Origin of the sequence: Neoroseomonas soli (assembly GCF_018129065.1) — a bacterium.
Taxonomy (GTDB): Bacteria; Pseudomonadota; Alphaproteobacteria; order Acetobacterales; family Acetobacteraceae; genus Neoroseomonas; species Neoroseomonas soli.
The window spans coordinates 1-22009 of record NZ_JAAEDM010000055.1 but is presented as its reverse complement, the minus strand read 5'-3'; the positions used below and the strand labels follow the sequence as shown (position 1 = coordinate 22009).

The following is a 22009-nucleotide window of genomic DNA, read 5'->3' as shown; positions in this document are numbered from 1 at the left end:
AGCCTCCCGCGCCGCAAGTGGCACGAGTGTCACGGAATCTTCAGGCGAGGGTGCGGGCGATGGCCTCCACGTCCTGCGCCGCGTGGCAGGCCGGGTGGCGCGTGAGCAGCGGCGTCTGGTGGCGGATGGCGTCGCGCACCTTGGCGTCGCGCCGCACCACGCCGGCGAGCGGGATGTCGCGCTTCAGGAAGGTCCTGGCCGCCCGCGCCAGGGCCGCATGGGTGCGAGCACCGCCCGCGGCATCGCCGGCGAGATTGACGACGACGCGCGCATCCCCGCCCGGCCGGTCAACGCCGTGGAGCTTCAGCACGGCATAGGCGTCGGTCAGGCTGGTCGGTTCCTCGGTGGCGAGGACCAGCAACGTATCGGCGGCGGCGGCGAGGCGGCGCTGCGGCGCCTCCAGCCCCGCGCCGAGATCCACCACCACCCGGTCCCAGCGCCCCGCGGCGCGGGCAATGGCGGCGAGCAGCGACGTGATCGCGGGCGCCTGCAGCGCCGCCAGCGCGCCGGAGCCGGAGCGCCCGGCGAGAATGTCTATATCCGCCATGGGGTGGCGGGTGGCCGCGTCCTCGGGCGCCAGGGTGCCGGCAATGACGGCGGACAAGTCGCGCGCCGGCTGGAAGCCGAGCTGCACATCCACATTGGCGAGGCCGAGGTCGGCATCCACCAGCAGCACCCGCGACCCGTGTCGCGCCAGTGCCTGGGCAAGGGTTATGGAGAACCAGGTCTTGCCGACGCCCCCCTTGCCGGAGGCGATGGCGAGGATGCGGCCGGAAGCCGGGGCAGGGAGGGGCGCGAGGGCGTTCATTCAGGCGGCTTCCAGCGGAACGGCACCGCGGCGCGGCGCGGCGGCGAGGCGCGCGGCGAGGCGCGCGGGCGAAAGGACTTCAAGCCCGTCGGCGACATCGGGGCCAATGCCTGCCTCCGTCAGCAGCAGCGGACCGGCCTCGGCGGCGGCAAGCACGGCACCGAGGCGGCGGGCGGAATCCAGCCTGGTCGGCACCAGGTGCCGCGCGCCGAGGGCGGTGAAGGCGCGGGCGAGGTCGGCGGCTTCCTGCGCATCGAGCCCGGCCGGCAGGACCAGTGCGAGATCGGCGCCGGCCGCCATGGCGAGGCCGCGCAGCGCGACCGCCTGCGCCGGGTCGAAGGGATCGCAGCCGGCGGTATCGACCAGCACCGGCTGCCCCGGCCCGCGCAGGCTGAGTGCCTTGCCAAGCGCGGCGATGGAGGGGGCGACGGCCAGCGTCAGCCCGAGCACGCCCGTGAAGGCCGCGAGTTGCGCCGCCGCCCCGGCGCGCCGCCCGTCGGTGGTGGCGACGACCGGCGCCCCGCCGCGCATCACCATCCGGGCGGCAAGCTTGGCGCAGGTCAGCGTCTTCCCGGCGCCCGGCGGGCCGACCAGCATCAGGGGGCGCTCGCGCGCCTCGGGCAGCGGCGCGAAGCCGAGCGTCGCGCCGAGCGCCGCATCGAGCGGCCCGGCGCCGAGCGCCAGCGCCAGCGATGCCGGCAGGTTGTGGAAGGCGAGTGGCCCGGCCGGCGGCGCCGGCGGCGGCGGTGCCGCCGCGGGCGGGATGAGGACCGGCTCCTCGGCTTCGAGGGCCGCTGTCACCTCGACGCCGCCGGCAACGCGGCGGGTGTCGAGGATCACCGCCTCCGCGCCCAGTTCGTCGCGCAGCAGCGCCATGGCGTCGGACATGCGCGCCGCGCGGAAGACCTTCAGCCGCATCAGAGCGAGCCCACCGTGCGGATGCGCGCGCGCGGGTGGATCTCGGTGTGGGCGAGCACGGCGGTCGCCGGGCGGAAGCGTTCGACGATGGCGCGCACATGCGGGCGGATCGGGCCGGAGCAGACCAGGGCCGGCTGTTCCCCCGCGGCATTGGCGGCGTCGAACACTTCCCGCAGGCGCTGCATGAATTCGGACAGGCGGGACGGCGCCATGGCGAGCTGGCGTTCTTCCGGCGGGCCGATGAGGGATTCGGTGAAGGCAACCTCCCAATCGGCGGAAAGCGTGACCATCGGCACGTAGCCATGCGGTCCGAGCGCCGCATCCGAGAGTTGTCGCGCGAGCCGCGTGCGCACGATGCCGAGGATCGAAGGCACCGACCGCGCCCCGGCCGCCGAGGCTTCCTGGATGCCTTCGAGGATGGTCGGCAGGTCGCGGATCGACACGCGCTCCGACAGCAGCGCCTGCAGCACGCGCTGGATGCCGCCCACGCCGATCTGCGCCGGCACCAGGTCGGCGACGAGCTTGCGGTGTTCCGGCGGCAGCTCGTCGAGCAGCTTCTGCGTCTCGGCGAAGGAGAGAAGCTCCGCCATGTTCTCCCGCACCAGTTCCGTCAGGTGCGTGGCGACGACGCCGGCGGCGTCCACCACCGTGCAGCCGCGGGCGAGGGCGTCCTCCCGCCGCGCTTCCTCGATCCAGAGGGCCGGCAAGCCGAAGGTCGGCTCGTTGCAGCGTTCGCCGGGCAAGTCAGGCACGCCGCCCGCCGGGTCGATGGCCAGCAGCAGCGGCGGACGAAGCTGACCGCGCCCGGCCTCGATCTCCTTCACCCGGATGGCATAGGTGTCGGGCGCGAGCGAGAGGTTGTCCTGGATGCGGACGGAGGGCAGGACGAAGCCCATCTCCTGCGCGATGGTGCGACGCAGGCCCTTGATCTGTTCGGTCAGCCGCGGCGCATCGCCGGCGGCCAACGACAGCAGCCCGTAGCCGAGTTCGAGCCTCAGCAGGTCGATGCGCAGCGTGTCCGCGATGGGCGGTTCGGCCTCGATGCCGGGCGCATCGGGCGGCGCGGATGGCGCGAGGTCCTGCCGGTGCTTCGCCCAGGCCGCTGCGCCCGCCGCCCCTGCGAGCGCGAGGAAGGGCAGCAGCGGCATCCCTGGCAGCAGCCCCATCACGCCCGCCGCCCCGGCCGCGATGGCAAGCGGCTTCGGCCCGGCGCCGAGCTGGCCGACCAGCACCTGGTCCGCAGTGCCTTCCGTACTGCCCTTGGTCACGACGATGCCCGCCGCGACCGAGACGAGCAGCGCCGGGATCTGGGTGACCAGCCCGTCGCCGACCGTGAGCACGGAGAAGGCATGCGCTGCGTCGGCGAAGCCCAGCCCGTGCCGCGCGATGCCGATCGCCATGCCGCCGAGCAGGTTGATGAAGGTGATGATCAGCCCGGCGATGGCGTCGCCGCGCACGAATTTCGCGGCACCGTCCATGGCGCCGTAGAAGCCGGTTTCTTCCTCGAGTTCACGGCGACGGCGGCGGGCCTCGTTCTCGTCGATGATGCCGGCGGAAAGGTCGGCGTCGATCGCCATTTGCTTGCCGGGCATGGCATCCAGGCTGAAGCGCGCGGCCACTTCCGCGATGCGCCCCGAGCCCTTGGTGATGACCATGAAGTTCACCACCAGAAGGATCGAGAAGACGATCAGCCCGACCACGACATCCCCGCCCATGAGGAAGCCGCCGAAGGCGGAGACGACATGCCCCGCGGCACCTTCCCCCTCATGCCCGTGGGTGAGGATGATGCGCGTGGTGGCGACGTTGAGCGCGAGCCGCAGCAGCGTCGTCAGCAGCAGCAGCGTCGGGAAGGAGGTGAAGTCGAGCGGCCGCCGCAGGAACAGCGACGTCATCAGCACCAGCACCGACAGGGTGATGGACAGCGCCAGCCCCGTGTCCAGCAGCAGCACTGGCAGCGGCACCACCAGCACCGTGAGCAGCGCCACCACGCCGAGCGCCAGCGCCACGTCGTTGCCGGGCTGAACGCGCCGCAGCCAGCCGGGGATGGCGATGGCCGTCACGGATCAGCCCACGGCCATGCTGTAGGGCGGCTGCCCCGGCACCGGTGGGACATTCACGCCCGCCGCGCGGTACTCGTGCAGCTTGTTGCGCAGCGTGCGGATGGAGATGCCGAGCATCTCCGCCGCCCGCGTGCGGTTGCCGAGGCAGTGGGACAGCGTCTCGATGATCAGGTCGCGCTCCACCTCCTCCATCCGCCGGCCGACCAGCGCCGCGACCGGGGGCGGCGCGGCGTGGGCTGCGGTGACGGCGATGGGCGCGGCGGCGGGCGCGAGGGTCGGCACCGTCTCCAGCAGGTCGATCGCCTCCGGCCCGATCGAGGGGCCCTCGGCAAGCAGCACCGCGCGGTGCAGCGTGTTCTCGAGTTCGCGGACATTGCCCGGCCAGGCATGGCCGAGCAGCAGCACTTCCGCCGCCGTCGAGAGCCCGCGTTCCGGCAGCCCGTTCGCCTTGGCGTAGCGCTTCGCGAAATGCCGGGCGAGCGGCAGGATGTCCGCCGGCCTTTCCCGCAACGACGGGATGCGCAGCCGCACCACGGCAAGGCGGAAGAACAGGTCCTCGCGAAACCGTCCCCCGGCGACTTCCGCCGTGAGGTCGCGATGAGTCGCGGCGAGGATGCGGACGTTCACCCTCACCGGCGCCGAGCCGCCGAGGCGGTCGATCTCCCGTTCCTGGATCGCACGCAGGATCTTGGCCTGCAGGCGTGGGTCCATCTCGCCGATCTCGTCGAGCAGCAGCGTGCCGCCCTCGGCCTGTTCGAACTTGCCCTTGCGCGCGGCGACGGCGCCGGAGAAGGCGCCTTTCTCATGGCCGAAGAGTTCGCTTTCGAGCAGGCTCTCGGGCAGCGCGGCGCAGTTCAGCGCGACGAAGGGACCATTGGCGCGGCGGGAGGCGGCGTGGATGTGGCGCGCAAGGACTTCCTTGCCGGTGCCGCTTTCCCCGGTGATGAGCACGGAGGCTTCCGCGCGCGCGATCTGTTCGGCGCGCGCGAGCAGCGTCGTCATCGCCGGGTCCTGCACCACCGGCCGGTCGGGCGCGGCGGCCACCGCCTGCAACATGGCGGCGATGAGGTCCGCATCCGGCGGCAGCGGCAGGAATTCCTTTGCCCCGGCGCGGATGGCGCGCACCGCGGCGTCGGCATCGTCCGGCCGTCCGCAGGCGACGACGGGGCAGGCGATGCGTTCGGCATCGAGCTGCGCCACCAGCCAGGCGACATCGTGCACCACGTCGCACAGCACCAGGTCGGCGCCCTCGGCGCGCAGCCGCGCGAGGCCGGCGGCCACGCCTTCCGCCGTCGCCAGCCGTGCGCCGCGCGCCGCGGCGATGCGCGCGGCGGTGCCGAGTTCCGCCTCCAACGAGCCGATGATCAGCAGTCGCGACATCTCAGACGCCCCGGTCCGACTTCACGATCTCGGTCATCGTCACGCCGAGGCGGTTGTCGTCCACCATCACCACCTCCCCGCGCGCGACGAGGCGGTTGTTGACGTAGATGTCCACCGCCTCGCCCAGCTTGCGGTCCAGTTCCACCACCGCGCCGCGGCCGAGCTTGAGCAGCTGCGACACCTGCATGGTGGCGCGCCCGAGCACGGCGCTGATCTGCACGGGGATGTCATAGACGGCCTCCAGCTCCCGCGCCGGGGCGCTCGCAGCCTGCTTCGCTTCCTCGGAGGCGGCGGAAAGCGGTTCGAAACTCGTATTGCCCGACATGGCTTACTCCCTGGGCCCGAGGCCGGCGGCGTCCAGCACGCCACGTATGTCGCGGCGCCGGGCGGCGAGGTCGAAGGCAGCGCCGCCGCCGCGCCATTCGGCGCGCGCATCGCCCGGCGCGAGGGCGGCATCCTCCGCCACCGCGATGCCCTGCATCGGCAGCAGCGCGCGCGCCGCTTCCGCGAGGCCGGGGGCGACGAGTATGCGCGCCTCCGGCTCAGTCTCCAGCAAGGGGGCGAGGCGGCGGCCGAAGCCGGCGGCGAGCGCCGCGCCATTCTCCGCCGCCAATCCCGGCAGGGCGGTATCGAGTATCGAGAGCACGAGCCGAGCGAGGTCGGTCGCGACCCGGGTGGCCGCCTCGGCCGCGGCGGAGCGGGCGTCGGCGAGAGCACCGGCGATGGACAGGGCGACTTCGGCGGCCAGCGCCTCCTGCGTCGCCGCGGCCTCGCGCAGCCCTTCGGCGCGGCCTTCCTCGTGAGCGAGTCGGCGCGTCTCGGCGAGGACTTCCTCCATCGGGTCATGCTGCGGCGGCAGCGGGGGCGCGGGCGGCGGCGGCGCGGCAGCCTCCCGCCGCGCGGCATCGAGCGCCGCGATGAGGAAGGTGGGCGCGAAAGCTTCGCGCGGCGCCTCGTGCGCGAGGGGGATGAAGGTGTCGGGCATGGTCAGTACACCATCTCGTCCTCGCGGCCGTCCTGCATCTGGATCTGGCCCTGGGCCGCCAGGTCCTTGGCCAGCACGACGATCGCCGACTGCGCCTCGTCCACGTCGCGCAGCTTCACCGGGCCCATGTTGGCGAGGTCCTCCTTCAGCATCTTCGCCGCGCGCTCGGTCATGTTCCTGGTGAAGAGATCGCGCAGGGAATCCGACGCGCCCTTGAGCGCCAGCGTCAGCTGTTCCTTCGCGACGGCGCGCATCAACACCTGGATGCTCTGGCCATCCAGGCGGGAGAGATCGTCGAAGGTGAACATCAGGCCGCGGATGCGCTCGGCCGCGTCACGGTTGCGTTCCTCCAACGCGGCGAGGATGCGCGTTTCCGACTGGCGGTCGAGGTTGTTGAAGATCTCGGCCATCATCTCATGCGCGTCGCGCCGCTGCGCACGCGCGAGGTTCGACATGAACTCGGCCTTCAGCGTCTTCTCGACGCCGTCGAGGGCTTCCTTCTGCACCGTCTCCATGCGCAGCATCCGCATCACGACTTCCATCGAGAAGCCTTCCGGCAGCAGGGAGAGCACGCGCGCGGCGTGGTCGGGCTTCACCTTGGTCAGCACCACGGCGACGGTCTGCGGGTATTCGTTCTTGAGGTAGTTCGCGAGCACCGCCTCGTTCACGTTGCCCAGCTTGTCCCACATGGTGCGGCCGGCGGGGCCGCGGATCTCCTCCATGATCTGGGCGACGCGCTCGCGCGGCAGCGTCCGGAGCAGCATCCGCTCCGTTGTCTCCCAGGAGCCGACCAGGTTGCCGGTCTGCCCCAGGCTGTCGGTGAATTCGCGGCAGAGTTCCTCCACCGTCGGCGCCGGCACCGTGCCGAGGCTTGCCATGGCGGAGGAGATGTCGCGGATCTCGTCCTCGTGCATCTTGGCGAAGAGACGCGCGGCGTGCTCCTCGCCGATCGCCAGCATGAAGGTGGCGGCCTTCTGCGCGCCGGTCAGGGTCGCGGGCATGGCTCAGGCCTCCTCCGGCGTCATCCAGCGGCGCACCACGCTCAGCGTTTCCTCCGGGTGGCGGTCCACGAGTTCCTGCATCCGCGCGATCGAGGAGGCGCGCATCTGGCCTTCGACCATGCCGATGGTGACCATGGCCTCGCCTTCCGCAGAGCCTTCCAGGGCGCCGGCGCCTCCACCCGGCAGCGCCGGCGCGCCGGCCGCCGTGGCCACCCCGGCCACGGCGGACTTCCCGTCCGCTGCGAGAGCCGGCACCGGCGGCGCGATGGCCGTCATCAACCGCCCCATCGCCGGCCGGCCGAGCAGGAAGATGGCGACCAGCGCCACCAATGCGTAAAGCGCGCTTTCGATCAGCCGCGCGAGCGTCGTACTGCTGAAGGCGAGGTCGAACATCCCCGGCGCGCCGCCATCCGCGACCGGCGGCTCGGCGAAGCGCAGGGAGACCACCTCGACCGCGTCGCCGCGCCGCTCGTCGAAGCCGATGGCGCCGCGCACCAGGGCGGAGATGCGCTGCAATTCCTCGGGCGTGCGTTCGCGGAAGGTCGCGGGGCCACTCGCTTGCGGTTCGTAGATGCCATCCACCAGCACGGCGACGGACTGGCGGCGCAGCACCGGATGCTCCCGCACCGTGCTGCGCGTGGTGCGGCCGATCTCGTAGTTGGTGGTTTCTTCCTGCCGGCTTTCCTGCGAGCCGCCGGCACCGGTGGGATCGGCGCCTGGCACGTTGTTCTGCACCGTGGTCGCCTGGGCTTCGGCGTTGCGGCTGTTCTCCTGCACGCTCTGCTGGCTGCGCGGGACCTGGTTGTCGGGGTCGAAGCGTTCCTCGGTGGTCTGCACGCGGTCGAAATCCATCTCGACCGTCGCCTCGGCGCGCACGCGGCCGGGGCCGAGGGTGCGTTCCAGCATTTCCTCGACGGCGCGGGCGATGCGGATTTCCTGCGCGCGGCGCAGCTCGTCCTGGGACATCGCCGCCGCCGGGCCGGCCAGAGCCTGCCCGCCGCGCGCGAGCAGCGCGCCCCGGCTGTCCACGATGGAGACGTTCTGCGGCCTGAGCCCAGGCACGGCGGTGGCGACGAGGTGCAGCACCGCCTGCACCCCCTCCCGGTCCAGCCGCTGCGCGCCCTGCATGGTCAGCACGACCGAGGCCTGCGCCTCGCCCCGTTCGCGCGAGAAGGCCTCGCGCCGCGGCAGCACCAGATGCACGCGTGCGGCGCGCACGCCGGCGAGGCCGCGGATGGAGCGCGCCAATTCGCCTTCCAGCGCGCGCAGCCGGTTCACGTCCTGCTGGAAGGGGGTGGTGGTCAGGGATTCGCCGCGGTCGAAGATCTCGTAGCCGACGGAACCGCCCTGCGGCAGGCCTTCGCGCGCGAGCGACAGGCGCAGCCGCGGCACCTGTTCCTCCGGTGCCAGGATGCGGCTGCCGCCGGCCTCGATGCGGTGCGGCACGCGGGCGCGCTCCAGTGCCGCGACCACCTGCGCCGCGTCACGCGGGTCGAGATCGCCGTAGAGCAGCGCCATGGTCGGCTGCCCCGCCCGCATCACGAACCACGCGAGCAGGCCGAGTACCGCGAGCCCCGCGCCCGCCAGCGCGCCGAGCCGCAGCGGCCCCAGCGCGCGCAGCTGGGTCAGCAGCGCGTTCACGTTTCAGGCTCCCAGCGCCACCCGCCGGGCCATGCCGGCCGCATCCATCGCATCCGAAGGCCGCCTCCTGCCGCCGCGGCAGACTTTGCCGGGTGGCGGTTGCGGTGCGGTTAACGGCGCGCCGGCGGCGCCCCGCCTCCGGCGTCCGGAGCCCGGCGGACTTCGTCTCCAGGACGCTGCCGAATTTTCAGCGGCTTGCCTGGCGGCCGCGCCCTCGGCGGGCCGCCGCCATCATGGCGGGCAGGACGTCAGTCGTTGGGCGTCAGCCGCCGGAGCCTGTCGAAGCCGACGCTCATGCCGCCCATGGACAGGGTGAGGTTGCTGCCGCTCCGCTCCGCGCCCGTCACCGTGCCGGCAACGGTGAAGGATAGCGGGACCGCCTCGCCGTTCGCGCCGCGTCCCGTGACCCGCACGCCATAGGCGCCGTCGGCCAGGCTGCGGCCGGAGGCGTCGCGCCCATCCCAGTTCCAGCCGGTGGCTGCGGTGCCGAGGGTGACCGCCTGCTGGCGCAGCACGCGCCCGCCGGCGTCGATGATGGCAACCTCCGCCGTGCGGGCGGTGCCGGCAGCGGGCAGGCGGATCTCGGCGCGGCCGTTCTGCAGCGCGACCTGGTTCGATTCCACTTCCGCGCGCTGACCCATCAGCGGCGCGGCCGCGGTGAGCTGCGCCGTCTGCTGCAGCGTGATCAGGCTCTCGAGGTTCTGGTTCATCGCGATCTGCTGCTCGACCGAGGCGAACTGCACGAGCTGGTTCGTCATCTGGTTGGCGTCGAGCGGATCGGTCGGGCTCTGGTTCTGCAACTGCGTCGTCAGCAATGTCAGGAAGGTGTTGAAGTCGCCGGCGAGGCGCGTGTTGGAGGAGGCCGCGCCGCTGGCGGCGGTGGCGGAGGCGACGGAGCCGGACATGGCAGGATCCTTCCCTTAGAGCAGATCCCGATCAGGTGGAATCACCGGATCGGGTGAAGATGCTTGCAAAAACAAAGGCCTGGAGCGGTGTTCGTGAGCCCAGGCGAACGGAAACCGCACTAGACGGCGAGGTCGAGCAGCGAGAGCAGGCGGCGCGGCGGGGCTTCCGCGGCGGTGTCGTTGGCGGTCTCGGCACCGGGCAGCATGCCGCGTGCCACGCGCCCCGCGTGCTGCGCCTGGCGATCCTGGCCGCCGCGATCGCCGCCCGCGGCGAGGCCAAGCGAGACCGAACGGCCGTCCGGCGCGATCCCAGCCTGGGTCAGCGCGCGGTCGAGCTCGCGCTGGTCGCGCTGGAGCAGGGCAAGGGTTTCCGGGCGCTCGGCAAGAATCTGCACATGGGCGGTCTCTCCGCTGCGCTCGACGCTGACCTCGACGCGGCCGAGCTCGACTGGCTCGAGCGTGACGGAGAGCCTCGCGGTGCCGCGGCCGATCGCGACCGCGACGACGACGGAGGCGATCTGGCGCAGCGGCGGGGTTGCGGGGGCCGTTCCTGGTGGTGGTGGTGGGGCGGCCAGGGGCGAGGGCGATGTGCCCGCCGCAGGTCCGACGCTCGGCGGCAAAATGGCCGAGGCTTCGCCGGCCGCTGCGGGCGTTGCCGCCGGCGAGGCGGGGGCGGACAGGGTGGCTTCGGCATGACGCGGTTCCGGCGCCGTGCCGGCGACGCCATCCGGCACGGGCGAGATGCCGGGCGCCTTGGCGGACGTCGCGGCCTGGTTCGAGATCGCGACGTCGGCAGCCGGTGTCCCGGTGCCGTGCGGCCGGAGGGGTGCGCCGCGGGTGGCCTCTCGCCCCGCGGTCGGCCGGTGGGTGGCGGGCGATGAGGGCCCAGCTGGTGCCGCGGCATCGGCAGTGATCGTCTCGGTCATCGTCGCCTCTGCGGAGGCTGCTGGGGATGTGGTGCCGGCTGGCATGAACCTGGCAGGCGCGCCCGCCGTCGCGGCGCTGTCGCGCGCCACGCGGCGTGGTGCCTCCGTGGTCGTGGCGGGGGCGCTCGTCGCTGGCCCCGGTGCAGGAAGGACGGTGATGGCCGGGGGCGCCTCTCCGCGCGCCGCCATGGCCACGGAACCGGGTTCGGCCGGGGACGTCCCCGCCTGCTCCACCCGGTATTCTCGCGGGGAGGCACCCCCGTCGGGCTCTGACGCAGATGGCGCCTCCGCAGGGGCGCCGGTTGGCGTCGTCGTCGGGGGCGGGCCGCCAGGCGCTACGGCGCCGGCCGCGGGCATGGCTGCCGGGAGTTGCGCCAACCCGGCCGGCATGGGTCCCGCAGGCGCCGCGACGGGTGGACCCGCCGGCGCCGCGACGGGCGGTTCCGCCGTGGTCGTCGCCGGCAAGGGGGGCGGAGCGATGCCGGGCGTGCAAGCCGACGGCGTGGTTGCCTCAACGACGAACGCCCAGGTGGCGGGCGCAGCGTCCCCGGATACCGGCGCTCCATTCTGCCCCAAGGCTGTCCCGCCCCCGGCTGCGCCCGGCTCGTCCCCTCCGGCGCCCGTGCCATCTTGCGGTGCGCCCGGCCCGGCCCGCGCGGGTTGGGTCGCCAGCGCCATGGCCTCCGCGAAGGCCTGGCTGCCCGGCGTCGTCGTCGTGGCCGCCCATGCCGCTGGTGGTGCGAGCGGGGCAAGGTTCGCGATGCCATCCATGGTCCGCTGCGTCTCTCCTGCCCGTGCTGCGATGCCGCGGCGCGCTGCCGGCCCGCGGGTCGCGGCGGCCGGCACGAAGCTGCAACCGCCGGGCCAGCGCCGCGCCACGCCGGAGCGGCAGGAAATGCCGGGGACCCTGCCGCTTCTGCCGCTGCCGGGCAGGCTTCGCCCGCGCCGAGGCCCCCCGTCACTGGCACGCCGGTTGCGACGCCCCGCGCCGCCCAGACCGGAGAGCCCCATGTCCCTGTTCGGATCCATGACCACCGCCATCAGCGGCCTGACGGCCCAGGCGCGCGCACTAGGCCATGTCTCGGACAACGTCGCCAACAGCCAGACGGTCGGCTTCAAGCGCACCGACACCAACTTCGTGTCCTTCCTGACCGACAGCACCCAGGCGGTGCACCGGCCTGGCTCGGTGGTGGCGCGGCCGGATTATACCAACACCGTGCTGGGCACGATCGAGCAGTCGGAGAACCCGCTCTCCCTCGCCATCGCCGGGCAGGGCTTCTTCTCCGTCGCGCTGCCCAATGGCAGCGTCAACGGCCAGATGACCTTTGACGAGCGGCAGTTCTTCACCCGCGCCGGCGATTTCCAGCTCAACCGCGACGGCTACATGGTGAACGGCGCCGGCTACCACCTGCAGGGCTGGGCGGCGAACGCGGTGGGCGAACCGGACCGCACGCGCATCCAGCCGATCCGCGTCAGCGACCTGGTGTTCAACCCGATCGGCACCAGCCGGATCGAACTTTCGGCCAACCTGCCGGCCAACGGCACGGCGGCAGCCTCCACCCCGCTCAACGTCTATGACAGCCTCGGCACCCTGCAGCAGATGATGCTGAACTGGACGCCGACGGCGGCGAACACCTGGACGCTCGACATCAGCGCGGCCGGCGCCGGTGGCTCGCTCGGCACCATCGAGGTGCAGTTCGGCCAGGCGGCGGCCCCCGCCTCGCCCGACGGCACCATCGGCGGCTTCGCCAATGCCACCGGCACGTTCGCCGGCGCCGCCACCGTCACCGGGGACCCGGCGACCATCACCTTCGACGCCGATTTCGGCCAGGGCCCCCAGACCATCACACTGGACCTCGGCGCCTTCGGCGCGGCGCGCGGCCTGACGCAATACGCGGGGGACGAGTACGAGGTGCGCAACCTCGCGCAGGACGGCGTGCCGCTCGGCGCCTATTCCTCGCTCGCGGTGCGCGACAACGGCGACGTCGCCATCAACTACGACAACGGCCAGTCGCGCGTGATCGCGCGCGTGCCGATCACCACCTTCAACAACGCCGACGCGTTGCAGCGCCTCGACGGCCAGGCCTTCATGCGCACGCTGGAAAGCGGTGAGGCGCGGACCACGGATCCGGCCTCCAACGGCGCGGGGCGCCTCGCCGTCGGGTCGGTCGAGCGGTCCAATGTCGACATCGCCGCGGAGTTCTCGAAGCTGATCGTCGCGCAGCGTGCCTATACGGCGAATACGCGCATCGTCACCGCTTCGGACGAGATGCTGCAGGACACCATCAACATGCGGCGCTGACGCGCCTCGATAGCGGAACGCCGCCATGAGCCTCGACGCCGCGCTGCTGACCGCGCGCTCCGGCCTGCTGCATACGCAGCGCGCGCTCGCCGCCTCGGCCAATGATGTCGCCAATGCGGGTACGGCCGGGCACACCAGGAAGACCGTCGCCACCTACGCCGTGCAGGTGGAGGGTGTCGGCATCGGCGTCCGCAGCCTGGCGCCGACCCGCGACGTGGATGAGGCGCTGGTGGCGGACCTCAACGCCCGCCGTGCTGCCGCCGCCGGCGCGGGCGCGCGCGAGCGTCTGCTGCGGGCGATCGAGACCGCCCATGGCAACCCGGAGAACGGGGAGAGCATCGGCGACCTGACCGCCGCGCTGCGCACCGGGTTCGAGGACCTGCGCGCCGACCCGGCCGAAGCCGGCCGGCAGTCCGGCCTGCTGCTCGACGCGCAGGCGCTGGCGACACGGCTGAACGAGGTCTCGGCCGCCATCGGCGAGGCCCGCCAGCAGGCGCAGGACGGCGTCGTGACCGAGGTCGCGCGCATCAACGCCGCGCTGCGCGAGATCGCCACCCTGACGCAGCAGCTCCGCGAGCAGGTCTCGCTGACCGGCGGCGCCGCGGCGCTCGAGGACCGGCGCGACGCGGCCATCGCGACGCTGTCGGAATCGATCGAGGTGCGCGCGCTGAAGCGCGAGGATGGCGGGCTCGCGCTGGTGGCGCGCAACGGGCTGGTGCTGCCGCTCGACCCGAAGTCGGATGCCTTCTCGACCGCGGATGCGACGCTCGGCGCGGCGTCCTATCACGGCGCGGGCGGGACCATCCCGGGCATCATGCTCGGCGGGCGCGACGTGACGCAAAGCCTCGCGGGCGGGCGGCTCGCGGAATACGTCGCGCTGCGCGACCAGACCCTGCCGCGCTACCAGGCGGAGGCGGACCTCGCCGCGGCGCAACTCGCCGCGCGCTTCGACGGGCAGGGGCTGCGGCTCTTCACCGATGCCGCGGGCGGCGTGCCCGACGTGACGCAGCCCTATCCCACCAGCACGATGATCGGCTTCGCGGGCGGCATCCGCGTCAACCAGGCGGTGGCGGCCGACCCGTCCCTGCTGCGCGACGGCACCCATGCGGTGCTCGGCAGCGGCACCGGGCCTTCGGCCTTCACGCCCAACCCGGCGGGCGGGCTGGCCGGCTTCACCACGCTGCTCGACCGCGTCCTCGACTTCAGCTTCGGCGCGGAGGCGCAGGCCGGCGTCGGCTGGGATGCGATCCCGATCGGCGGGCTCGGGCCGGATGGGCTGCTTTCTTCGCCCTTCGGCGCACCGGCGACGCTCGAGGGCTATGCCGCGCAGGTGACGGCGGCGCAGACCGCCGACCGCGCCGCGGCGAGCGAGGCGCACATCGCCGCGCAGGCGCTGGTGCAGGGGCTGGAGGCGCGCTTCGCGCAGCGTTCCGGCGTGGACGTGGATGCGGAGATGGCCGCGATGGTCACGCTGCAGAACGCCTATGCCGCCAATGCGCGGGTGATGAGCACGGTGCAGGCGATGTGGGACGCGCTGTTCGGCGCGGTGAGGTGACGCGATGGGCGGGATCGGGTTGATCGGCCGGATCGACGTGGGCGCCGCCGCGCTGCGGGCGCGGCTCGAGGTGCTGACGCGCCAGGTCTCGGATGGGCGCAAGGGTCCGGGCTATGGCGACATCGCGCCCGAGGCGCGGCGCGCCATCGACCTGCGTGCCGATATGGCGCGGCGGGAGGCCTGGCAGGGCACGATCTCCCGCACCCTGGCGCGGACGGAGGTGACGCAGAACGCGCTCGGCCGCATGGCGGATATCGCGACCCAGTTCTACCAGGAGGCCATCCGCCTCGACGGGACGAACACGTCGCGCATCTCCGCGGTCGCGGCACAGGCGCGCGCGGCGCTGGAGGAATTCGCCAACCTGATGAACGAGCGCCACGCCGGCGAATACATGTTCGGTGGCAGCGACAGCGCCAACCCGCCCATTCCCGACCCCGCGGGCATTGCGAGTTCCGGCATGGCGGCGGACATCGCGGCGGCGGTGGCGGGCCTCGGCGGCGGCAATGCGGCGGCGGTGGGGGCGGCAACGCTGGCCGCGGCGTCCTCGGACGCGGCGGGGACCACGCCCTTCTCGGCCTTCCTCTCCGACCCCGCGCAGGGGCTCGCGGAGGCGCGCCGCGGCGTGCCGGCGGCGGAGGGCGAGCGGGTCGCCTACGGCCTGTTTGCCAACCGCAACGCCGCCGCGGCCAGCGATGGGGAGACGACCGGATCCTGGGCGCGCGACATCCTGCGCGGGCTTGCGACGCTGGCGGCGATGGACCCCTCCCAGGCGGCGCTCGGCACCGATTTCACCGACCTGATGGCGACGGTGCGCGACGGGCTGCGCAGCGCGATCGACGCGATCGGGGTGGAGCGCGGCGCGCTCGGCGCCATCGAGCAGCGGCTGGAGACGACGGCGCGCCGGCACGAGGAGGTCTCGATCGCGCTCGCCATCCAGCTCGCGGGGATCGAGGAGGTGGACATGGCCGAGACTTTAAGCCGCCTGCAGGCCACGCAGACGCAGCTCGAGGCGTCCTACCGCGCCATCTCGATGGTGTCCGGGCTGACGCTGACGCAATTTCTCCGCTGAGGCGGGGGGCGGCATTCAGCCTCGGTTAACGCCGGGCCCCGCATCTTTCCGCTGACACCGCAAGATGCGGCGCGCAACCCGGCCCCCGCCACGGTCACGACCGCGGAGGCCATCGGAAACAGGGGAAGACCCCGATGTCACTGAACTCCGTCAACACCAATATCGGCGCCCAGGTGGCGCTGCAGTCCCTCAACCGCACGAATGCCGATCTGAACGTCACGCAGAAGCGGATCTCGACGGGCTATCGCGTCAATGACGCCAAGGACGACGGCGCCGCCTTCGCGGTGGCACAGGCCGTCCGCGCCGACGTCGCCGGCCTGACGGCGGCGAACGAGCAGCTCGGCGGTGTGAAGGGCATCCTGGACACCGCGCTCTCGGGCCTGAACAAGGTGTCGGAGACGATGGTGAAGGTGCGCGAGACGCTGGTGCGCCTCGCCGACGATACGCTGAACGCGGAACAGCGCGCGCAGTACGAAGCGCAGTACACGGCGCAGCAGACCCAGATCACCAACTTCATCGAGGACGCGACCTACAACGGCCGCACCCTGCTCGCGACCGCCGCGCCGGGCGGCGACATCACGACGACGCGCAACGAGAGCGGCACGACCTACACCATCACCTCGGTGGATGGCGCGGGCACGCTCATCGTCGCCGCGGCGCCGACGGATGCGGCGGCCGCGCAGGCCGCGATCGCCGATGGCGGCGACTTCGATACGATACAGACGGCGATCAGCAACGCGCTGAACACCTTCGGTTCCGACTCCCGCTACATCGACAACCAGATCGCCTACAACAAGGACAAGGTGGATGCGCTGGAATCGGGCATCGGAGCCTTGATCGACGCCGACCTCGCGAAGGAATCGGCGCGGTTGCAGTCGCTGCAGATCCGTCAGCAGCTCGGCACCCAGGCACTGTCCATCGCGAACCAGGCACCGCAGACCCTGCTGAGCCTGTTCCGCTGAGCCCGGCAGCGGCGCCGGGCTTTACGCCCGGCGCCGCGCCAACCCACTTCATGCCGGGAGGACAGGATGTCCACGCTCGTGCTCGAACTGCGACAGGGCGACCTGATGGTCGTCAATGGCGCGCCGATCCGTTTCCGCAACCGCGCGCGGATCGAACTCACCGCCAAGGCGCGCTTCCTCTTCGGCAAGCAGTTGATGACGCCGGAAGGCGCGAATAGCCCCGCCCGCCGGATCTACTTCGCGCTGCAGACCGCCTATATCGGCGATGAGGAGGAGCGCGAGGCCGGCCTCTCGGTCGCCCGCAATCTGATCGCCGAGTTCCAGGCCGCCACCACCTCAACCCTCGCCCGCGACCTGCTGGACCGCGCCCTGGCCGCGGCCGAGGCGGATGAATGCTACCAGGCGCTCAAGCTGGTCCGTCGCGTCATGCGGCACGAGGAAGTGGTGATGGGCGTGGCGCTGCCCGGCGCCGCGACCGGCGAGGACGAGGACGCGCCGTGACCCTTGCCGACATCGCCCGCGCCTATGGTGCGGCACGCGCCGCGCGCGACCCGCGCGAGCAGGAGGCGGACGTGTTCCGCCGGGTCACCGGCGGGCTGCGCGCCGCCGGCGGGCTTGATGGGCCGGCGCGGGTGCGTGCTGTCGCCGACAACCGCCGGCTCTGGCTCGCGGTGGAAACCGCCTTGGCCGATCCCTCCAACCGGCTGCCGGCGACGGTGCGTGCCGGGCTGATCTCGCTCGGCCGTGCCGTGCAGCGGGAGATGGAGCAGGGCGAGCCGGACCTCGCCTTCCTCATCGAAGTGAATGAGCAGGTGGCCGCAGGCCTCGGCGGCCGCGGCTGAGCGGATTCGGTCAGTCCGCCGCGCTGCCGCTCGGCGCGGCTTCGACGGCCGGGCCAGGCGCCGGCCGCGCGCGCACGCCGACCGGTACCGGCGCATTCGAGACCACCGCCGCCCGATAAGCTTCCATCTGGCGCGGGGAGGGGATGGTATTCGCCACTCCGCCCGCGGTGTCGCGGAACTCGATCACCACCATGCCCAGGCTGCCGTCCAGTCGCAGGCGGGGATTCGGCGTCGCCGGGGCCGGCGCGGGCTGCGGAGGCGCCGCGCCGGCGTCGCGTTCCGCCCCTGCGGCGCGCTGGGGCGCGCGGGGTGGTTCGACGGCTGGTCGTATCGACAGCGCAAGATCGGCGGTCATGGCAATGCCTCCGGTCCCACCTTGCGGGATGCGCGTTAACGAAGGGTTGCGCCCGTCCCGCCTTTGACGCCGTGCAGCATCGCGGGGAACCTGCGCGCGACCGTGCACCGCCCCGACCATCCCGCCCCGCCGCCCGATGCCTATCTGCGCACCCTGTTGCTCGCGCTGCTGGCTGGCGGGTTGTTGACGGCGCTGAAGCTGCCGCTTGGCTGGATGCTGGGGGCGATGCTGGCGACCGCCTGGCTCGGCTGGCGCGATGCGGCGGCGGTGCCGGAGGTGGTGCGGCCGGCGGGGCTGGTGGTGCTCGGCCTTGGGCTCGGCCAGACCTTCACGGCGCCGGTGGCAGCCGCCGTCGCCGCCAGCCTGCCGGCGATCCTGGCCGGTGGCATGCTGTCGCTGGTGGCGGGGCTCGCCGTCGCGCCGCTCTATCGCCGTATCGCCGGGACGGATGCGCGCACGGCCTATTACGCGGCGATTCCCGGCGGCATCGTCACCATGGCGGTGCTGGCGCAGCGGGCGGGTGCGGCGGTGCCGGCGGTGACGATGGCGCAGACCATCCGTATGGCGGTGGTGGTGCTGACCTTCCCGCCGCTGGTCGCGGTCTTCGCCGCGGGCGGGCGGGATGCCGGATTCAGCGCCGCGCTGCCGCCCTTCGCCTGGGGCGGTGCCACGCTGCTGCTCGTCGGCGGGACGCTGGTGGCGCTCGCCGGGGCGCGGGCAGGGCTCGCCAATGCGGCGATGCTCGCGCCTTGCCTGCTCGCCATGGGGCTGTCGGGGCAGGGGCTGCTGCCGTCCTCCATCCCTCGCTGGATGGTGGATGCGGCGCAGGTCGCGATGGGCGCGAGCCTCGGCCTGCGCCTGACGCCGCAGGCCCTCGGCGCCGGGCCGCGGCGGCTGGCGCTGGCGGGGCTGGTTTCGGCGCTCGCGGTCGCCCTGCTGCTGGCGGCGCTGGGGCTGGCGCTGGGCCGGTTCGCGGGCCTGCCGCCGGTCGCGGTGGTGCTCGGCCTCGCGCCGGGCGGCATGCCGGAGATGGCGGTGACGGCCAAGGCGCTCGAACTCGCCGTGCCGTTGGTGCTCGGCTTCCACCTGGTACGGACGGTGCTGTGCAACCTGCTCGTCGGGCCGCTGTGGCGGGCGGCGGTCGCGCTGCGCGTGGCGCGGTAGGTCGGCCCCCGCCTGGGCAACGGCCGCGAGGCCCCATTCGACCGGGCCGGGCGCGCCGTCGCGCAGCGCCCGGGCGGCGGCCCGCGCATCCCGGCGCGGTGCGGCGGACTGGGCCCGCTTCTATTCGTCGTAGGCGACGAGGGACTCGAACGGGACATCGAGCCGGCTCCTGCCGCCGAGGAAGGTCAGCTCGATCAGCGCTGCAGCGCACGGCACCACCGCCCCGGCCTGGCGCAGCAGGCTGATGCCCGCCGCCATGGTCCCGCCGGTGGCGAGCAGGTCGTCGAGCAGGATCACCCTCTGGCCCTTCTGCACGGCGTCGGCCTGCATCTCGATGCGGTCGGTGCCGTATTCCAGCGCGTAGTTCAGGCCGATGGTCAGGCCGGGCAGCTTGCGCGGCTTGCGCAGCATGATGAAGCCGAGGCCGAGCTCGAGCGCGAGCGGCGCGGCGACGAGGAAGCCGCGGCTCTCGATGCCGGCCAGCAGGTCCGGCTTGTGGGGGCGGATGGTGTCGGCCATCTGCGCCATGGCCGCCCGCCAGGCGGGCCCGTGCCGGAGCAGGGTGGAAATGTCGTAGAAGAGGATGCCCGGCTTCGGGAAATCCGGGATGCCGCGGATATGGGCCTTGAGGTCGGTGGTGTCGGTCGTCACGTCGGTGCTGCCGGTCCTGTTCGTGGGGCGGAAGCCGCCGGGGTGTCGCGACGGCGGGCCGACACTTCGCTAGCCTTCCTGCCGGCCGAGTGGAAGCCCGGCGTTCGGCCTGTCCATGATCGCCGCGGGGGCTTGGCGGATGGCCGCGAAGGCGGCAGATGCGCGCACATGTCCCGCACCCCCATCGCCCTCATCCTCGGTCTCGTCGGCTTCCTGGCCTATGTCGTGGCCGTGCTGCTGGTCTCGGACCATGTCCGCGGGCTGCACTGGACGCTCGAATCCGCGTTCTTCGCGGTCGCCGGAATCGCCTGGGTCTGGCCGGCGAAGTGGCTGATCACCTGGGCGATGCGCTGAAGGCCCGGCGCCGCGAACCGTCGGGCGCGCAACACCCCCGGAAACGCAAAAACCCCCCGATTTCTCGGGGGGTTCGGCGCCGCGGCGCGACCGGGATCTGGTCGGAGTGAGAGGATTCGAACCTCCGGCCCCTGCGTCCCGAACACAGTGCTCTACCAGGCTGAGCTACACTCCGGTGCCGGGCCGCGCTGCGGAGGCGGCGGTATAGCGGCACGCTTCCGACCCCGCAAGCCGGGGGCGCGCGACTTTGTCAGGAGCCATTGCGCTCCCGGAGATGGCACGCTCACATGCGCTGCACGACACGACAGCCTTCCGGGGGGAATGCATGAAAGCACGAATAGTGACGGCGGGGCTGATCCTTCTCGCTGCCGGCGGCGGCGCGCTGGCGCAGCAGTCGCTCCAGGATCTCAGCGGCGAGCGCCGCGCCCTGATGCGCCAGCAGGTGCAGGCGGTGCGCGCCATCGCCCCGGTCGTGCAGTCCGGCGGCGACCCGCGTTCCGTGCAGCAGCAGGCCGAGGCGGTGCTGGCGACGGCGCGCCGCAAGCTGACGATGTTCCCGCCCGGCAGCGACCGCGACGACGACCGCGCGCGCCCCGAGATCTGGACCGACCGCGCCACCTTCGATCGTGACGGCCAGTCGCTGATCGACGCCGCGACGGCCCTGGTCGCGGCCTCCGGCGCCGGCGACCGCGCGGCCTTCGCCACGGCTTTCCAGGCGGCGACGAACACCTGCAACGTCTGCCACGACCGCTTCCGGCTGCCCCAGCGGCCCTGAAGCCGCGGACGGCTCAGAACAGCGCGAGGCGCCACAGGACCACGCCGAGCGTGGCCGCGGCGCCGAGCAGCAGCCCGGCGAGCACGCCGCTGCCCGTCCTTGGCGGCTGCCGCGTGGCGGCCGAGTCGGCGGGCAGATGCGCGATGCCCGTGACCATCGGCCCGACCAGCCTCCGGCCGAAGGCGTAGCGATAGGTCGCGACCGCCGCGACGTGGAGCGCCAAGGCGATCAGCAGCAGGTCGAAGATGCGCTGGTGCCAGGCGGAGAGGACCTCGCTCGCGTCGTAGCCGGCCCAGTCGGCGAGGGGGCCGCGGTAGAGTTCGGCGTCGTCCGAGAACAGCCCGGTGACGCCCTGCGCCAGCAGCAGCGCCAGCAGCAGCACGACCATCCAGCCTCCGGCCGGGTTGTGGCCGGGCGTCGCTTCCGCCTCGCCGCGCAGGAGCGCCGCGAAATGGTGCAAGGCGGCGCGCGGCCCGGCCAGAAAGGCGGCGAAGCGCGCCGTCTCCGAGCCGACGAACCCCCAGGCGATACGGAAGAGCACCAGCCCCAGGGCGAGCGAGCCCGAGAGCATGTGCCAGTCGATACGCCGGGCCTTGGCCGTCGCGTAGGACACCGCCACGAGCAGCACGAGCGACCAGTGGAACAGCCGCACCCAGCCGTCCCACACCTTCACCGGCACCGTCTTGTCGGCCATGTCCCCGCCCCGTTCCGCGGGCGAGACTGCCATGGAGGTCGCCTCGGCGCGAAGCCTCGGGCAGCATGCCGGCCATGGGAATCGACGCGCTGCCGCCGGAGGCGCTGGGCGGCCTCGTTGCCGGCCTGGTCTCGCTTGCCTGGGCCGGGGCGTGGCGCCTCGCCCGCTGGCCGCGCCTTGCCGCCGCGGCGGCGGGGGTGGGGCTGTTGGCGGGGCTCGCGGCGGTGCTCGGGGTGATCAACGCCTCCCCACGGCAACTGGTGGAGAGGTTGCCGGTGCTGGCCGTGCTCGGCCTGGCCGCAGGGTTTTTGGCGGCGGGCGGGCGGGTGCGACAGGTCGCCGGGATCCTGCTCGGGCTGCTGGGGGGCGCCTGGTGGATGGCGGGCGCGCCGCTGCATCCGGACAGCCTGTGGCGGGCCGCGCCGGTAGCGCTGGGGCTGCTCGTGGGCATGGGGCTGGCGCTGCGGGCCGGCGCGGCGGCGCCGCCGGTGACGATAGCCTGGCTGGCGCTGGCGGGCGGGCTCGCCGCGGCAGGGGCGCGCGGGCCTTATCTCGCCTGTGCCCTGGCCGGGCTCGGCGCGATGGCGGGGACAACGGTGGCGGGGCTCGGCATGGCGGCGCGGGTGCCGCTCGCGGTCACGCTGGCCGGCATCGCCGTGGTG

The 22009-nt window shown here is 73.0% G+C and carries 22 protein-coding genes, 1 tRNA gene and 1 pseudogene; 10 read left to right on the top strand and 14 right to left on the bottom strand.

Going from position 1 to position 22009, the window contains the following annotated elements; translation table 11 throughout:
- Positions 1-40: 40 nt before the first annotated feature.
- From GXW76_RS17550 to GXW76_RS17505, 10 genes are all read right to left on the bottom strand, one after another.
- Complete coding sequence (locus tag GXW76_RS17550) at positions 41-808, bottom strand: nucleotide-binding protein (RefSeq protein WP_211863393.1); 768 nt, start codon at positions 806-808, stop codon at positions 41-43.
- On the bottom strand, positions 809-1726 hold the full coding sequence (locus GXW76_RS17545; RefSeq protein ID WP_211863392.1) for a flagellar biosynthesis protein FlhF: 918 nt from the start codon (positions 1724-1726) through the stop codon (positions 809-811).
- Entirely contained in the window at positions 1726-3786 is a 2061-nt protein-coding gene (gene flhA, locus GXW76_RS17540) for a flagellar biosynthesis protein FlhA (protein ID WP_211863391.1), read from the bottom strand. The genes GXW76_RS17545 and flhA overlap by 1 nt, the downstream gene beginning before the upstream one ends.
- Before the next feature lie 3 nt (positions 3787-3789).
- On the bottom strand, positions 3790-5166 hold the full coding sequence (locus GXW76_RS17535; RefSeq protein ID WP_211863390.1) for a sigma-54 dependent transcriptional regulator: 1377 nt from the start codon (positions 5164-5166) through the stop codon (positions 3790-3792).
- A 1-nt stretch (position 5167) separates the two neighbouring features.
- Positions 5168-5491, bottom strand: coding sequence for a flagellar motor switch protein FliN (gene fliN / locus GXW76_RS17530; protein WP_211863389.1), 324 nt, complete (start codon positions 5489-5491; stop codon positions 5168-5170).
- A gap of 3 nt (positions 5492-5494) precedes the next feature.
- On the bottom strand, positions 5495-6151 hold the full coding sequence (locus tag GXW76_RS17525; RefSeq protein WP_211863388.1) for a FliH/SctL family protein: 657 nt from the start codon (positions 6149-6151) through the stop codon (positions 5495-5497).
- Between the two features lie 2 nt (positions 6152-6153).
- On the bottom strand, positions 6154-7152 hold the full coding sequence (gene fliG, locus GXW76_RS17520; protein WP_211863387.1) for a flagellar motor switch protein FliG: 999 nt from the start codon (positions 7150-7152) through the stop codon (positions 6154-6156).
- Positions 7153-7155: 3 nt separating this feature from the next.
- Positions 7156-8793: a flagellar basal-body MS-ring/collar protein FliF gene (fliF, locus tag GXW76_RS17515; protein ID WP_211863386.1), complete on the bottom strand. Its 1638-nt coding sequence runs from the start codon at positions 8791-8793 to the stop codon at positions 7156-7158.
- Positions 8794-9041: 248 nt separating this feature from the next.
- Positions 9042-9698: a flagellar hook assembly protein FlgD gene (locus GXW76_RS17510; RefSeq protein ID WP_211863385.1), complete on the bottom strand. Its 657-nt coding sequence runs from the start codon at positions 9696-9698 to the stop codon at positions 9042-9044.
- A gap of 119 nt (positions 9699-9817) precedes the next feature.
- On the bottom strand, positions 9818-10624 hold the full coding sequence (locus GXW76_RS17505) for a flagellar hook-length control protein FliK (RefSeq protein ID WP_211863384.1): 807 nt from the start codon (positions 10622-10624) through the stop codon (positions 9818-9820).
- A gap of 1009 nt (positions 10625-11633) precedes the next feature.
- Here GXW76_RS17505 and flgE point away from each other — a divergent pair.
- The 6 genes from flgE to GXW76_RS17475 all read left to right on the top strand — a co-directional run bounded on the left by flgE (position 11634) and on the right by GXW76_RS17475 (position 17354).
- Positions 11634-12926: a flagellar hook protein FlgE gene (gene flgE / locus GXW76_RS17500; protein WP_211863383.1), complete on the top strand. Its 1293-nt coding sequence runs from the start codon at positions 11634-11636 to the stop codon at positions 12924-12926.
- Positions 12927-12951: 25 nt separating this feature from the next.
- Complete coding sequence (locus GXW76_RS17495) at positions 12952-14481, top strand: flagellar hook-associated protein FlgK (RefSeq protein WP_211863382.1); 1530 nt, start codon at positions 12952-12954, stop codon at positions 14479-14481.
- A gap of 4 nt (positions 14482-14485) precedes the next feature.
- Positions 14486-15550 (top strand): flagellin, encoded by a 1065-nt coding sequence (locus tag GXW76_RS17490; protein WP_211863381.1) that lies wholly within the window; start codon positions 14486-14488, stop codon positions 15548-15550.
- Between the two features lie 134 nt (positions 15551-15684).
- Entirely contained in the window at positions 15685-16512 is an 828-nt protein-coding gene (locus GXW76_RS17485) for a flagellin (protein ID WP_211863380.1), read from the top strand.
- Positions 16513-16578: 66 nt separating this feature from the next.
- Positions 16579-17013, top strand: coding sequence for a flagellar biosynthesis repressor FlbT (locus tag GXW76_RS17480; RefSeq protein WP_211863379.1), 435 nt, complete (start codon positions 16579-16581; stop codon positions 17011-17013).
- The gene (locus GXW76_RS17475; protein ID WP_211863378.1) at positions 17010-17354 is read left to right on the top strand and encodes a flagellar biosynthesis regulator FlaF; all 345 of its coding nucleotides are present in this window, start codon (positions 17010-17012) and stop codon (positions 17352-17354) included. The genes GXW76_RS17480 and GXW76_RS17475 overlap by 4 nt, the downstream gene beginning before the upstream one ends.
- 10 nt (positions 17355-17364) lie before the next feature.
- On the opposite strand, the gene GXW76_RS17470 is transcribed toward GXW76_RS17475, so the two are convergent.
- Positions 17365-17709, bottom strand: coding sequence for a hypothetical protein (locus tag GXW76_RS17470; protein ID WP_211863377.1), 345 nt, complete (start codon positions 17707-17709; stop codon positions 17365-17367).
- A gap of 102 nt (positions 17710-17811) precedes the next feature.
- Between GXW76_RS17470 and GXW76_RS17465 the strand changes: the two genes are divergently transcribed.
- Complete coding sequence (locus GXW76_RS17465) at positions 17812-18873, top strand: AbrB family transcriptional regulator (protein ID WP_211863376.1); 1062 nt, start codon at positions 17812-17814, stop codon at positions 18871-18873.
- A gap of 120 nt (positions 18874-18993) precedes the next feature.
- Here the strand turns inward: GXW76_RS17465 and GXW76_RS17460 are convergent, their stop codons facing one another.
- A complete protein-coding gene (locus GXW76_RS17460; protein ID WP_211863375.1) occupies positions 18994-19524 on the bottom strand; it encodes an adenine phosphoribosyltransferase in 531 nt (176 codons plus the stop codon).
- Between the two features lie 168 nt (positions 19525-19692).
- On the opposite strand from GXW76_RS17460, the gene GXW76_RS17455 reads away from it, so the two are divergent.
- Entirely contained in the window at positions 19693-19878 is a 186-nt protein-coding gene (locus tag GXW76_RS17455) for a DUF2842 domain-containing protein (protein WP_211863374.1), read from the top strand.
- A gap of 98 nt (positions 19879-19976) precedes the next feature.
- On the opposite strand, the gene GXW76_RS17450 is transcribed toward GXW76_RS17455, so the two are convergent.
- Positions 19977-20053: transfer RNA gene (locus tag GXW76_RS17450), tRNA-Pro, on the bottom strand.
- 150 nt (positions 20054-20203) lie between these two features.
- On the opposite strand from GXW76_RS17450, the gene GXW76_RS17445 reads away from it, so the two are divergent.
- Positions 20204-20653 (top strand): c-type cytochrome, encoded by a 450-nt coding sequence (locus tag GXW76_RS17445; RefSeq protein WP_211863373.1) that lies wholly within the window; start codon positions 20204-20206, stop codon positions 20651-20653.
- A 13-nt stretch (positions 20654-20666) separates the two neighbouring features.
- Here GXW76_RS17445 and GXW76_RS17440 read toward each other — a convergent pair whose 3' ends face one another.
- On the bottom strand, positions 20667-21380 hold the full coding sequence (locus GXW76_RS17440; protein WP_246514471.1) for a cytochrome b/b6 domain-containing protein: 714 nt from the start codon (positions 21378-21380) through the stop codon (positions 20667-20669).
- A 41-nt stretch (positions 21381-21421) separates the two neighbouring features.
- Here GXW76_RS17440 and GXW76_RS17435 point away from each other — a divergent pair.
- Positions 21422-22009 (top strand): annotated as a pseudogene (locus GXW76_RS17435) (hypothetical protein); the annotation flags it as partial.